The organism is Coprococcus aceti, from assembly GCF_025567285.1.
Lineage (GTDB): Bacteria > Bacillota > Clostridia > Lachnospirales > Lachnospiraceae > Coprococcus > Coprococcus aceti.
In genome coordinates this window covers 253,096-266,733 of record NZ_JAOQJT010000003.1, presented here as the reverse complement: position 1 = coordinate 266,733, position 13,638 = coordinate 253,096, and the positions used below count along the sequence as shown (strand labels likewise).

Below are 13,638 nucleotides of genomic sequence, written 5' to 3'. Positions count from 1 at the left end.
GAGGAACACCCATGAACGAAGATACAAATTCAAATACAACCAGCACCGAGCCATCTGACATAAAGTCCCAGGTGCTTGCATTCAGAGACAATGCCCATGCAGCAAATGTAAAAAAGCTGAAGGCGGGTATTAAGTGTATATTCACTGTTCCCGCATGCTTCCTTATCCTGCTCTTTCTGACCGGCAGCTCCAAGATCATATTTCTTGTTCTGTGGATCGCCAGCCTGTTCATAATCGCGGCGTATCTGATACATGTGGAATACTCGGATTACAAGGTACAGGAGATGGTTAACTCGCTTCAGGATACGGAAGATAATATTGACGGTCTCATCGACATCAACAGCATATATACAAAAGTCGCTGCACCGAAAAAGAAGCTGGACGACATAATAACAAATGTAAAAACAGACATTCAGACACAGATCACCGCCGTGCAGGACAAGGTGGCTGAGATGGCTGAGGCTGTGCAGAATGATCAGAGTGTGTCTGTGCAGTCTGATGAGCAAAACGAGACAGTTCAGACAGATGAACATTGCGACTCGGTTCAGACGGATGAACATGGCGACTCGGTTCAGACGGATGAACAGGATGAAGCCACAGAAAACACAGAAGCTGACAAGGAGGAATTATCATGAAAAACATTTGGCGTGTATACATATCTGATCTGCGCAGGATCACCACAAATGTTGTCGCACTGTCCATAGTCATGGGTCTGTGCATAATCCCTTCCCTGTATGCGTGGTTCAACATCCTGTCAAACTGGGATCCGTATGGAGAGTCCGCCACCTCACTCATGAAGATCTCCGTCTACTCTGAGGATGAGGGAATCGAGATGAGCGGAATAAATCTGACCATCGGAGACATGGTGATCGAAAGTCTTGAAAACAACAACACTATCGACTGGACATTTGCCGATAATAAAGATGAGGCACTTGAACTCATCGCCAGCGGGGAATGTTATGCCGGAATAATCATACCAAAGGACTTCACGGCGAACATGCTCAGCATACTAAATGGCAACATCGTCAATCCAAATATCGAATACTACGAGAACAGCAAGAAGAACGCCATTGCCACCAAGATAACCGGCAAGGTCAAGACGACCGTCCAAAACGAGATAAACACAAAGATCATAAGCACGCTGACCGAGGTATTTGCAAATGCCGGAGATTTCATTTCCGGAAATAACATAGACGGTTCAGACCTCGTTGCCGGTCTTGAGAGCAAACTGGAACAGATCTCATCCACGCTGGACAATTACGTCTATATGCTGAATACATTTTCACTGCTCACAGAGTCTGCATCAGATGCCATCGATACCACTCAGCTTCTGTTTCCAAGCATAGACAGCATGGCACAGAGCGGCTCAAGCAGTCTTGGAAATCTGAGTGACAGCGCAGGCATAAGCAGCGACGTTGCAGACACCTCGATATCACTGCTGAACACAGGTCTCGACATGATCTCTGACAGGCTTACAGAGCTTGGTAAAACCGTGGACAGCCTCTCAAGAACCCACGATATCGGATCAGTGTCAATCGAAACTGACCTCAATGGTTCCCTTGGCACCAATGTTCTGGACACCATAAACCGATTGATCGAAGCCCAGTCACCTATAGTATCGGATGCCAAACTTCAGTTTGAAAATCTGAACGAAGACTTAGCAAAGCTTGTATCCGACACAAGCCTGTCGGACGAAGAATTTGCATCACTGAAAAAAGCGGTATCGTCCGACATAAAGAAGTGTACAAATGACATTGCTTCAGTGAAGGATCTCATAAATAACGAACTTTCGCCTGAACTGAAATCTTCGTTAGAGAATATCCAGTCATCTCTGGCGCAGGCACAGACCGTGCTGGCAAATGTTCCGGGAAACTTCAACGATATCAGCAAGTCCCTGACCGAGTATCAGGACATTCTGAAGGACGGAACCTCAGACATCGCGGGAACGATCAAATGTCTGAAGGATCTCAAAGAAAGCATAGACAAGATCAAGGCCGACATACAGACGATCACGTCTAACAGCAGCTACCAGGATTTCATAAATGCCATCAAGGACAATCCACAGGTGATAGTGAATTTCATCTCATCACCGGTACAGATGAACACAGTTGCTGTATACGAGATATCCAACTACGGATCAGCCATGGCACCATTCTACACGGTTCTGGCACTGTGGGTCGGTGCTCTCATACTTGTGGCACTCATACACGTTAAGGTCAAGGACAATGAAGAGCTTGAGGGCGTGAAGCCTTACCAGAAGTTCTTCGGAAGATATCTTAACTTCTTCGTCATCGGACAGGTCCAGACAATCATAACCGTTATGGGCGATCTGTTCTACGTGGGAATACAGTGCAAGCATCCGATAGCATTTGCACTGGCCGCCATAATGACGAGCTTTGTATTTACATTCCTGATCTACTCTCTCACCGTGGCATTTGGCAATATCGGTGAGGCCATCGCGGTTGTCATCATGGTCATACAGGTTGCGGGAGCAGGCGGTACTTTCCCGGTGGAAGTGCTCCCATCAGTGTACCAGTACCTTTACAAATTCATGCCGTTCTCATACTGCATGAACGCCCTCAGGGAATGTGTCGCCGGAATGTATCAACACACCTACGGCAAATGTCTTGCCACCCTGCTGATATATGTTGCGATCTCAGCGGTCATCGGACTACTGCTCGCAAAGCCTTGCGCAAAGCTTCTTGACAAGCTGGAGCACAGCAAGGAGAAATCCGGATTGTTTATATAGTTAACGACTCAGGTAATTACTGTTTTTGACTGTTGCAATTTACGCCCATCTGCACTGTGTAATTTCACTGACAGGACTGTATCCGTATGAAGCTGTGGTTGTGAGGATATAATATGTGATTGACAGCGTTATTTAACTCCACATTCGGGTGATATGTCACTTCCCTAGGATTTTCTTATTTTGAGATAATTTGCTCGTCATTAGCACAAAAATATCTCTAAAATGATTATTTGCATGAAAAAAGGATAAAATTCCCTTGCTTTGTCCCAAATATCACTTTTCAGGACATTTGGCGAGAATTTTATCCTTTTTACACATGTAATCATGCTAAAAGTTATAATATTTCTTACTTGAAAAGATTGTCGTTCTCAAAATAGTCAATCTTCATAGCACGGCGCACATCTGCAAGCGTCTCTGCTGCCTTTGCTCTGGCAACCTCACTGCCACTCTTTAAGATGTCGTATACATCCTGTGGTCTCTTCTCCCACATCTGACGGCGCTCTCTGATAGGCGCAAGCTCAGCCTGAAGAACATTGTTCAGGAACTTCTTGACCTTTACATCACCGAGGCCACCTCTGGTGTAGTGCTCCTTGAGCTCATCCATACCACTGTAGTCTGGAAGGAACTCCTCAAAGTACTCTGGCTTGCTGAATGCATCAAGATATGTAAATACTGAATTGCCCTCGATCTGACCAGGATCCTCTACACGGATGTGGTTTGGATCTGTGTACATGGACATAACCTTCTTCTTGATATCTGCAGGATCCTCTGACAGGTAGATACAGTTTCCAAGTGACTTACTCATCTTGGCCTTACCATCTGTACCTGGAAGTCTGAGACATGCCTCATTGTCAGGAAGAACGATCTTTGGATCAACAAGTGTCTCACCGTATACCGAATTGAACTTGTGAACGATCTCCTTACACTGCTCGATCATAGGCATCTGATCCTCTCCAACAGGAACCTCTGTGGCCTTGAATGCTGTGATATCTGCAGCCTGGCTGATAGGATAACAGAAGAATCCAACAGGGATACTTGCCTCGAAGTTTCTCATCTTGATCTCTGCCTTAACGGTAGGATTTCTCTGGACTCTTGCCACTGTTACAAGGTTCATATAGTAGAATGTGAGCTCTGTGAGCTCTGGTACCATTGACTGGATGAATATAGTAGACTTCTCAGGATCTATGCCACAGGCAAGATAATCCAAAGCAACCTGCATAATGTTCTGTCTGACCTTCTCAGGATGCTCTGCGTTGTCTGTAAGCGCCTGCGCATCAGCCACCATGATGTAAATCTCATCATACTTTCCTGAATTCTGAAGATCGACTCTTCTCTTAAGTGATCCTACATAATGTCCCACATGAAGACGGCCCGTAGGACGGTCGCCTGTTAATATTACCTGTTTCATAACCTTCTCCTTTATATTGTATCTTTTATACCTGTCATTTATATATCTTTTTATAATCAGTCAGCTTATTTTTTACCCACTGCCAGCCTCACCGATTACTCGGCCAGCAGCTTACTCAGCTCATACTGGAAGGAATCGATCTGATTGTTCTGTATATCAATTGCCTCTTTTATATCATAGTCTATAAGTATATCGTTCTTGATAGCTATCATACGATTTGCCTTGTCCTTCTTGAGTACATCAACGGCATACGCACCCATGAGTGAGCCATACATCCTGTCCTTTGCCGTTGGCTGTCCGCCTCTCTGTATATAGCCAAGCACCGATACCCTCGACTCTATACCAGTCTTATCAAGAATCATCTGTGCAAGCTCTGGAGCATCTGTAACACCCTCGGCCACAACCACCAGATAGCTGTTTCTTCCGTCAGCATGCTTTGCCTTTATCGTATCTATGATACTGTCATAGTCACCATCCCATTTTTCAGGAATTATGATGGCATCAGCTGATGTCGCCATGCCTGCCCAGAGCGCTATATAGCCTCTCTTTCGTCCCATGACCTCCACGACGCTGCATCGTCCGTGGGAAACCGATGAATCTCTTATCCTGTCAATGGCCTCCATGGCTGTATTCGCCGCTGTGTCAAATCCCAGCGTATACTCAGAACATGCAACATCTCTGTCTATTGTTCCAGGGATGCAGATGGTATTGATACCCTCATTCTGAAATGCTATGGCTCCACGGAGTGTTCCATCCCCACCGATGGCAACAAGCGCATCTACATCGTGATCTCGCAGATTCTTTGCCGCCTGCTCGCGGTATTTTTTCTGTAGGAATCGCTCACTTCTGCTGGTGAAAAGTATCGTTCCACCCTGATTGTTTATGTTCCTGACGTCCGCCAGGCCAAGCGGCTGTGTCTCCCAGTCAATAAGTCCCTCGTAACCACGCATCACACCGACTATCTCTATTCCACTGTTGATGGCTGATACAACCACAGCCCTCACAGCTGAATTCATGCCCGGAGCATCTCCTCCGCTAGTCAGAACCGCTATCTTTCGTATGTCACTCATTTGTATGTCCTCTAATTATTTTTATACTGAAGCTCCTGCTTCTTGGCAGTAACCCTTGTATCCTTCTCTACTGAGTTGGTGATAAATGTATTACCACCCACAACAACGTTGTCCTCGATGATAGTCTCGCCTCCAAGGATGGACGCGCCTGAATAGATGGTTACATTGTCACCGATGGTTGGATGTCTCTTGGCTCCCTTGAGCTTCTGACCTCCCTGTGTAGAGAGTCCTCCAAGTGTCACGCCCTGATATATCTTCACATGCTCGCCGATAATAGTCGTCTCGCCGATAACGATTCCCGTACCATGATCAATAAAGAAATACTTTCCTATGGTGGCGCCCGGATGAATATCTATTCCGGTCACGCTGTGGGCGTGCTCAGTCATGATCCTTGGTATCATCGGCACATCCAGCAGACAAAGCTCATGTGCCATACGGTATACAGATATGGCATACAGTCCAGGGTATGAAAGTATGACCTCATCCTTGCTGCCCGCAGCAGGATCTCCGTCAAATGCCGCCTGGATATCAGTCTCAAGATAGTCTCTTATCTGAGGTATCTTATCCATGAATTCATATGTTATATCCATCGCCTTATCCTCAAGCTCAGCATCTGTGAGCTCAGGAAACTTTTTGCAATACCTGAGAACTATCATGATCTGTTTCTTCAGATGGAATATTACATCCTCTATGATAACAGACATGTTATTCTTCAAGCTGTATATCTTATACAGCTTGTCGCTGTAATAACCCGGATACAGAATCTTCATGAGTTTGTCGATCACATCGATAATGGCTGTCTTATCCGGCTCGTTGCACAGATCCGTCTTGTTGATGGCTCTGTCATCGCCGAAATCATCCAATATCCTCTGCACGATTCCCTCAATTCTCTGTTTATCTGATCTATCCATTACTTATTCAGATCCTTTCTAATAATATATCCCAATATCACCTGCCCAGACAAAATCTGCCGCGATGATATCTTCATATTATAATATGTGCTTAAGTCGATAAACACACAGCTATTCTAACAAATTATGCACGTTCATTCAATAGTGGGATTCTGCGTACAAATTATCCGCAATCCGATTGCAGAGATTACTGCTAAAAACAATCAACCAAAAATGATTATCTACATTATGCGCAGCATAATCATATAACTCGCAGTCCCCAGCAGAATACTTAACAGCGTATTGTGCTTCCATTTGTACGTTCCGCCTGTCACCAGCACGCCGACAAGACTCGGTATTCCAGTTGCCACTGGAGCCGACACAGCCCCCTTCAGGCAGTACACTATGAGCACCGCCATGATGGTCGCCGGAAGCACCCTTCCAAGTTTCACCAGCATCTCCGGCATCTGTCTTTTTCCATTAAATATGACAAATGGAAGTGCCCTCAGTGCAAATGTCACAACTGCCGACACCGCAATTCCTATCAATATATATTTCGTATTCATGATATTTTCCTACTTTCTCCTCATATTCCACACCACAAGCACCGCTGACGCTATGATGAGTGACGGCAGAAGGAAATACTGCGGTCCAACAACTAGCAGACATACAACCGCTATCACAATTCCCGCAATCGCCGGGATATGACTTTCCGCCTTCTCCCACTGATCGATAAATATGATGACAAACAGCGCCGTCATACAGAAATCAATCCCCGTCATATCAAATGGAATGATCTGCCCCAGGATTTCCCCAGCAACCGCACCGATCATCCAGTAACACCTCGACAAAAAAGCCACCCAGAACATGATGCTCTGTTTCTCCTTACCGGTGTCCGGCAAGGTGCAGTTCACGGCATAAGTCTCATCCGTCATTGTATGTATCATATATAATTTCCGCTTTCCCATGCGGTTGAATTCATCCACAAATGTCAGTGCATAGAAACTCTGCCTGCTGTTCATCAGAAATGCAGTGAGTGCCATGGTGAGTATGGATGCTCCGCTTGAAAGCAGCGTCACAAGCACAAACTGGTACGCCCCCGTGTACACCGTCAGGCTGACCAGCAGTGAATAATACCATTTGAATCCGGCATTCTCCATCATAATTCCGTATGCCATGCTGACGAACAAATAACTGCACATGATTGGGATTGATTTGATGAATGCCTTTCTGAATATATTTCCCACGATTTTTCCTCCAACAAAACAATCGTGGTTATCCTAGTGTTTTTATAGGATAACCACAACTATTCTAACATACTAAATGTTTGATGGACAATAGCTCAATTTGTAGCTCAAATTCTCCGTTTTGTATACTTTTCTAAAGCTTTCATTAACTCTCTTTCAAGTCCCTTGAATTCCAAGCCGCTCTCATGTATTCTCAGTGACATACATCTTTTATAAAACTGTAATCCTAATAGGGAAATTGACATTTCTTTTGTATATGTTATAATCATAGTCAATCGGAGGCTCCTGCCGTTAAGTGGAATACGAAAAGCGTTAGTTCTACCGAGGTGGAACTACAATTATTGGCTATGTGCATTATGCGCATAGCCTTTTTTATTTATTAGTAAGCCCCTACATCCAAATTTTTCATTTAAAGAGGAATATATGACAAAAAATCGTTTACATCTATATCGAATAGATATGAAATACATACGAGAACTACATAAAGTTTGTGATCATGTACCATCTGTAAGCCCTCAATTAGGCAAAGATAACAGGCACTTTATTGGCATCATTGTTATGGTTAATAGTAGAATGTATGCCATTCCGATAACAAGACATGACGGCAAGCCTCAGAAAAGGAAAACACTACATAACAACGCTGGTTATACAAAAGTCATTACCGAAACCGGACGTTTTGTAAGCGGAATAAATTTTATTGATATGATTCCTGTTACAGAAAAACAACTTTTACCAATGGATGATTATTCTATAAGAAAAAATGACTCTCGTTTGGAGAAAAATAGAAAACGAGACTTAAAATTTATATCTGATTATGTAAACGAAGAGGATCACTCTAGAGAAATAGCGAATAAAGCAATAACATTATATAACCAGTATATTAGCAATGAACCTTTCAAAATAAGAAAGTATTGTTTACCTTTTAACGAATTAGAAATAGTGTGTGATAAATACAACAAAGTCACGACCTAATCTGCACTGATATCCCCGGATTCCCGGACAGATACCACTCAGCATCAACGTCGTGACTTTATTTGTATTACATCTTCAATTTATCTAAACCACTTCCCTCTGTCCTCTGACAGCCCCTCTATATATAAACGCCGCACACGCCGCCGTTATAAGCTCTGCTACCCAGAACGCATTCCACACACCAGCAGGTCCGAAACCACAAAGCCTTGAAAGTATCCATGCAGCTGGGATTATGACAACCACATATCTGAGCAAGGATATGAGCAGGGACGGAGTGCCCTTTCCCAATCCCTCAAGTGCCCCCGATGAAGTTACCGACACAGCCGACACTACAAATCCGGCGCATATGATGCGCAGTGCTGTTCCACCTGCATTTATTGTAGACACATTCTCTGTGAACATACCTATAAGCCTTTCCGGGATGAGCAGGCACACAACTGTTCCTGCCAGCATGATTCCAACATTTAATGCAAGCGTTATGGTGAATATCTTCTTCACCCTGGCATGCTCTCCGGCACCATAGTTATAGCCTATGATAGGACGCATTCCCTGAATGATTCCATTTGCCGGCATATACAGGAATGTCTGAAGCTTGTAGTACACGCCCAGGATCATGACATAAGTTGCCGAATACATGCTGAGTATGGCGTTGAGTGCGCTTGTGAGCAGAGACGGCAGTGCCATATTGAGTATGGCAGGTATACCTATGGCATAAAGCTTCTTCACCATCAGACCGCCCTCATGCAAATGCTTTATGCCGAACTTCACATTTATCGGTCTTCCAAAGTACACAATAAAATAAATGATCAGTGTAAACACCTGTCCCAGGCCAGTTGCCAGTGCAGCGCCTTCTATACCCATTTCAGGAAATGGTCCCACCCCGAATATCAGCAACGGATCAAGCACTATATTCAAAATGCAGCCGCCCATCAGTCCAACCATTGTAACTATCATGCGTCCAACCGACTGGAACACCTTCTCAAATGCAAGATCAACCGAAATAATTATAGAAAATCCAAATACTATGTCTGCGTAACGACAGCCAAGGTCAAGGACGTCTCCACTTGCCTTGAAGGCTCTGAGAAATGATGGAATGATGGCAATACACACGACTGTCATCACTACCCCCTGTATAACAGCAAGAAACATCCCCCAACTAGCTGCACGATCTGCCCGCTCATTGTCCTTGGCTCCAAGATATATGGCTATCACCGCGTTTATTCCAACACCAAATCCGATTGCCACAGCATTTACAAAATTCTGCAGTGGAAATACATACGAAAGTGCTGTCATCGCATCCTCACTTATCTTCGCCACAAAAAAACTGTCAACTATATTGTACAAAGCATTCACCATCATCGATATAACCATAGGCAGTGCCATGGACATCAAAAGTGGGAACACCGGCTTTTCTTTCATAAAATTCTCGTTCATAAAACCTCCGTCCCCGGATGGCATAAATAAAGCCCCACAACCTTGCGGTTGTGGGGCGAAAAGATGACCTGATCCGGAAAAATCCACCAACTTGTTTTCGTTAAAATTATTATGTATGATTTTATACTTCAACCAGCATATATGTCAAGATCCTGTACGACCACAAAGTAGCCTCTGTCACCATCCTCTTCCACTGGGATAGCATGTATAAGGCTTGCACCCCCATGGTTGTTTGCACAGCTGACTGACAAAACCCCTCTGAGGAAATTTTCTGTCTGATATTCCGTATTGCCGCCTGTGTAACTCTCCATGCGCTCACGGCTGAGAAAATCTCTGACTATTTTTCTTGACCGATCCGAGTCAAACCGGTTACTTATCAATCCAATTACTTCATCGTAGTTATTCGCACAAGATACAGCATTGTTCAGCTCAGAATCGCCTTTTATAACACGGTATTTATCGTTCTCATAATTAACATATATAATATCAGTATACATATATGCGATCCTTGCCTCTACCCTGGATTGAGCCTTTTTTATATCAGACTCTATCTTGTCAAGTACGGTCACTCTGTCCGTACCATCCCTGTTGATGCTGTGGATCACGCTGACATTCTTGCCCTTCTTTTTTGCTTCATACAGCGCAGTGTCCGCGACATTCATACACTCTTCTGTGCTGAATCCTGAACCATTGATCTGACATATACCAGCACTGCAATGGACATTCTGCCCTCTCTCCATTGTCTTGCGCTGAAGTTTTCTGGCAAATCTTATCACCTTTGACTCCAGAACAGATATATCCGATAAGCCCTTATGAAGCACAACATACTCGTCTCCACCATACCTGCAGGCAACGTCCTCTTCATAGCAGTCACTCCGGAGAAACTTTGCCACCTTCTCAATCCAGTAATCACCAACTGCGTGACCATATGTATCATTTACACTCTTGAAATCATCTATATCCACAAATACAAGGGAAGCACTGTCCTCGTCAGTCATGTTATCTATATACTCTCTTATTCTCTGCATTCCAGCCGTCTTGTTGTACATGCCGGTCAGAAGATCATGCTCAGCCTCGTACTTTGTGCGCTCAACCTCCTGTCTGGATCTCGCAAGTGATCTGTCCATCTCGACCATATCAACTGCAAACATGATCTGTGTAGAAGCCACCACAGATATCGTCTGAAATGAAATCCCATAATAGAATATGACAACAACTGTGGATATACATGGCAGGATAAAATACAAAACACTTGACCAGAAAACTCTTTTTTCCAGTCGTTTTTTATACTGCAAAAGTATCGAAAAGCTTAGAACAAGTCCTGCTGCAGCAATAAGCTGAGACAACAGATAACAGCTGCTCCTGTGATAAAAGTTGTTATCATCTATATAATAGAACAGCTTGTCACTGAACTGGGATATAATGAGCAGGACTATCCCAGCAGCACTCAGAACTACCACGCCCCTTGCTTTCGCTGGCATCTTCGTCTCTCCTCTGTTGAGAATGACAAGAAGATAAAACGTAAACAGAGTCATATATAAATAGTTGATAAAGAACACGGCAAAATTGCTTATCTTCAGCATGTAATAGGCTGTCTGTCCTGTTTTTCCCTGATAATACCATGACAACATATCTGCAGCCAGCAGGATGATACATGCAGCCTCCATACATAGACTCACATTCTTTTTATCTCTATTATTATTCTTCTGAAGGAATATAACCACAAATGCAAACAGACAGATTAATATTCCCCACATTTCAAATGCTATATTAAATACAGCAGTCCTATCCACTAACTATGCGCCCCCTTAAACTTCCTGGCGATTTATTGTAGTAATTGTATAATTTGTTTTGTGCAATATTTTCTCAAATTTATAAGTTTACATGAGAACCATTCTATATATCATACCTTAATTTGTCAATTACTAGATAACACATATTTATGGAATTTTGTCGCCACAGGGGACATATATGTCCGGCTGTCATGAACAACATAGTAAAGCCTGTCAACCGGCTGATGTTTTATACTAAGAACCTTCACATCAAGCCTTTTGAGCATATCCATGTAAGGGACTACCGCTATTCCAAACCCTGCTGCCACAAGTCCGGCTATGACCTCATCCTCCTCCGTTTCGCATGCTATCTCAGGAGCTTTGCCAAGTCCTTCAAACATCTCATCCACCAGGCTTCTCATTCCAGATCCCTTCGAAAAATATACGTGTTTATATCCAAGTGTATCCTCAAGTGTCACCGAATCCCTATCTGCCAAAGGATGTCCTGACGGTGCTATGACAACAAGATCCTGTCTGCCGACAGGAACGGCGGAAAATCCCATCGTCTCAGGCGGTCTTGAACAGAAAACCATGTCATATTTTCTGGCCGCAAGATCATCAAGCAATTGCCCTGTGGTCCCTGTATGAAATGTAAACGACACATTTCTGTTTTCAGCTTTCTTCAAATACTCCGCTGCCAGACGCGGTACAAATTCCATTCCAAGAGGTCTTATGAGACCAAGCCGTATCACGCCATCCCCGGCAGCTTCCTTTTGTATGGACTCTACCCCCGCATCAAGAGTGCCAAGCGAACGCTCTGCACATGCAAGGAATTCTCTGCCAAATGCAGTGAGCTCCGTATTGCGCCCATTCTTTTCAAAAAGCATTACCCCAAGTTCTTCCTCAAGCTGGGATATTGCGTGACTGAGGCTTGGCTGCGTTATATTCATATTTCTGGCTGCATTTGTATAATGCTGAACATGGGCCAGTTCAACAAAATATCTAATATATGACAGGTTCACTTATAACTCCCCCTTTTCATTATTTATACATGATCCTATTCATATTTTAATACAATCCGAATATTTTTTATAGACAAAATCTATCAAACCATAAAAACTATTTATTTGTTATGTGGTGTTGTCGGTGCTACAATCAAAAACCGCAGGGATATATATATATGAAGTCTTAGACAATTAAAGCTCCCCTGATGCCGGGGAAATCAAAGTATATGTTATAAAACGCATTATATATGAAAGAAATGAGGAAAAGCAGAAAATGAATACTCAATCAGGAAATGCACATCTGCATAACATGTGGGGCGAGATCGCCCTGATAACAGCAGTCACCATCAACAGTTTCGGAGTGGTTCTCATGCTCTATTCTGCAGCAGGAATATCGGCAATATCCAGCGTGCCATACGCATTCTCGCTGGTTCTTCCAAGACTGACTCTCGGAACCTGGACATACATATTTCAGGGCGTACTTATTCTCACTCTCATGATCATGCGAAGGAAATTTGTCCCCCAGTACCTGTGCAGTTTCATAGTTGGTTTCGTATTTGGCAAGATGCTGGATATCCATGAGATGTGGATCGGGGCTTTGCCAACTGCCCTCCCATGGAGAATCCTTTACTTTGTGATAAGTTACATTTTGATATGTATCGGAATCGCACTGTCCAACAGATGTGGACTTCCGATCATCCCGACAGACCTTTTCCCAAGAGAGCTGTCTGAGATTATATCGGCAAAATATTCCAAGGTTAAGATTTCGTTTGATGTGATCTGCCTTGCAACGACAGCTGCCATGACAGGTTTTATCCTCGGTCATATCTACGGCCTGGGAATCGGAACAGTTCTTGCTGCATTCACCATGGGCAAGGGAATCGCCATAGTTGGAAATGCCATGGACAAACATGTTACAATAGCTCCATACATAACAGCACACATTAAGCGCCACGGCGCCCACAAAGCTCAGTACGCAGGACACTAAGAACAAATTCAACACAAAAAAGAACCGCCTGAGAGAATCACATTCAAATTACAGATTTTCTCAAGCGGCTCTTTTTATATCCCCACGACCAGGCACGTAGATAA

General features: G+C 43.8%; 12 protein-coding genes. 4 read left to right on the top strand and 8 right to left on the bottom strand.

The genetic code is table 11. The features are described from left to right. Positions 1-11: 11 nt before the first annotated feature. Together OCV54_RS06070 and OCV54_RS06065 are read left to right on the top strand one after the other, a co-directional pair. Entirely contained in the window at positions 12-635 is a 624-nt protein-coding gene (locus OCV54_RS06070) for a hypothetical protein (protein ID WP_055146607.1), read from the top strand. Continuing rightward, a complete protein-coding gene (locus OCV54_RS06065) occupies positions 632-2,749 on the top strand; it encodes a YhgE/Pip domain-containing protein (protein ID WP_055223099.1) in 2,118 nt (705 codons plus the stop codon). Before OCV54_RS06070 ends, OCV54_RS06065 begins: the two co-directional genes overlap by 4 nt. Positions 2,750-3,095: 346 nt before the next feature. Here OCV54_RS06065 and trpS read toward each other — a convergent pair whose 3' ends face one another. The 5 genes from trpS to OCV54_RS06040 all read right to left on the bottom strand — a co-directional run bounded on the left by trpS (position 3,096) and on the right by OCV54_RS06040 (position 7,364). Further along, a complete protein-coding gene (gene trpS / locus OCV54_RS06060; RefSeq protein WP_015533736.1) occupies positions 3,096-4,157 on the bottom strand; it encodes a tryptophan--tRNA ligase in 1,062 nt (353 codons plus the stop codon). Between the two features lie 95 nt (positions 4,158-4,252). After that, the gene (locus tag OCV54_RS06055; protein WP_022217306.1) at positions 4,253-5,227 is read right to left on the bottom strand and encodes an ATP-dependent 6-phosphofructokinase; all 975 of its coding nucleotides are present in this window, start codon (positions 5,225-5,227) and stop codon (positions 4,253-4,255) included. A gap of 11 nt (positions 5,228-5,238) precedes the next feature. Next, complete coding sequence (locus OCV54_RS06050; protein WP_004849988.1) at positions 5,239-6,138, bottom strand: serine O-acetyltransferase; 900 nt, start codon at positions 6,136-6,138, stop codon at positions 5,239-5,241. 221 nt (positions 6,139-6,359) lie between these two features. Continuing rightward, on the bottom strand, positions 6,360-6,683 hold the full coding sequence (locus OCV54_RS06045; RefSeq protein ID WP_015533734.1) for a branched-chain amino acid transporter permease: 324 nt from the start codon (positions 6,681-6,683) through the stop codon (positions 6,360-6,362). Positions 6,684-6,692: 9 nt separating this feature from the next. Continuing rightward, positions 6,693-7,364, bottom strand: a complete 672-nt coding sequence (locus OCV54_RS06040) for an AzlC family ABC transporter permease (RefSeq protein ID WP_242859636.1) — start codon at positions 7,362-7,364, stop codon at positions 6,693-6,695. 423 nt (positions 7,365-7,787) lie between these two features. Between OCV54_RS06040 and OCV54_RS06035 the strand changes: the two genes are divergently transcribed. Next, positions 7,788-8,336 carry a type III toxin-antitoxin system ToxN/AbiQ family toxin gene (locus tag OCV54_RS06035; protein ID WP_015533732.1) on the top strand — a complete coding sequence of 183 codons (549 nt, stop codon included), beginning with the start codon at positions 7,788-7,790 and terminating at the stop codon, positions 8,334-8,336. An 84-nt stretch (positions 8,337-8,420) separates the two neighbouring features. Here OCV54_RS06035 and OCV54_RS06030 read toward each other — a convergent pair whose 3' ends face one another. The 3 genes from OCV54_RS06030 to OCV54_RS06020 form a co-directional block, all read right to left on the bottom strand. Further along, the gene (locus OCV54_RS06030; RefSeq protein WP_055223098.1) at positions 8,421-9,770 is read right to left on the bottom strand and encodes an MATE family efflux transporter; all 1,350 of its coding nucleotides are present in this window, start codon (positions 9,768-9,770) and stop codon (positions 8,421-8,423) included. A gap of 128 nt (positions 9,771-9,898) precedes the next feature. Beyond that, positions 9,899-11,527 carry a GGDEF domain-containing protein gene (locus OCV54_RS06025; protein ID WP_262563267.1) on the bottom strand — a complete coding sequence of 543 codons (1,629 nt, stop codon included), beginning with the start codon at positions 11,525-11,527 and terminating at the stop codon, positions 9,899-9,901. 161 nt (positions 11,528-11,688) lie between these two features. After that, positions 11,689-12,564 carry a LysR family transcriptional regulator gene (locus OCV54_RS06020; RefSeq protein ID WP_055223096.1) on the bottom strand — a complete coding sequence of 292 codons (876 nt, stop codon included), beginning with the start codon at positions 12,562-12,564 and terminating at the stop codon, positions 11,689-11,691. 256 nt (positions 12,565-12,820) lie between these two features. Between OCV54_RS06020 and OCV54_RS06015 the strand changes: the two genes are divergently transcribed. Then, entirely contained in the window at positions 12,821-13,534 is a 714-nt protein-coding gene (locus OCV54_RS06015) for a DUF6198 family protein (protein WP_022217299.1), read from the top strand. Positions 13,535-13,638 lie beyond the last annotated feature (104 nt).

Excerpts from the sequence above, each read along its gene's own strand:
- OCV54_RS06070 (WP_055146607.1), top strand. The coding sequence starts at position 12 with ATGAACGAAGATACAAATTCAAATACAACCAGCACCGAGCCATCTGAC.
- OCV54_RS06025 (WP_262563267.1), bottom strand. The coding sequence starts at position 11,527 with ATGTGGGGAATATTAATCTGTCTGTTTGCATTTGTGGTTATATTCCTT.
- OCV54_RS06035 (WP_015533732.1), top strand. The coding sequence starts at position 7,788 with ATGACAAAAAATCGTTTACATCTATATCGAATAGATATGAAATACATA.
- trpS (WP_015533736.1), bottom strand. The coding sequence starts at position 4,157 with ATGAAACAGGTAATATTAACAGGCGACCGTCCTACGGGCCGTCTTCAT.
- OCV54_RS06015 (WP_022217299.1), top strand. The coding sequence starts at position 12,821 with ATGAATACTCAATCAGGAAATGCACATCTGCATAACATGTGGGGCGAG.
- OCV54_RS06045 (WP_015533734.1), bottom strand. The coding sequence starts at position 6,683 with ATGAATACGAAATATATATTGATAGGAATTGCGGTGTCGGCAGTTGTG.
- OCV54_RS06030 (WP_055223098.1), bottom strand. The coding sequence starts at position 9,770 with ATGAACGAGAATTTTATGAAAGAAAAGCCGGTGTTCCCACTTTTGATG.
- OCV54_RS06050 (WP_004849988.1), bottom strand. The coding sequence starts at position 6,138 with ATGGATAGATCAGATAAACAGAGAATTGAGGGAATCGTGCAGAGGATA.
- OCV54_RS06065 (WP_055223099.1), top strand. The coding sequence starts at position 632 with ATGAAAAACATTTGGCGTGTATACATATCTGATCTGCGCAGGATCACC.
- OCV54_RS06055 (WP_022217306.1), bottom strand. The coding sequence starts at position 5,227 with ATGAGTGACATACGAAAGATAGCGGTTCTGACTAGCGGAGGAGATGCT.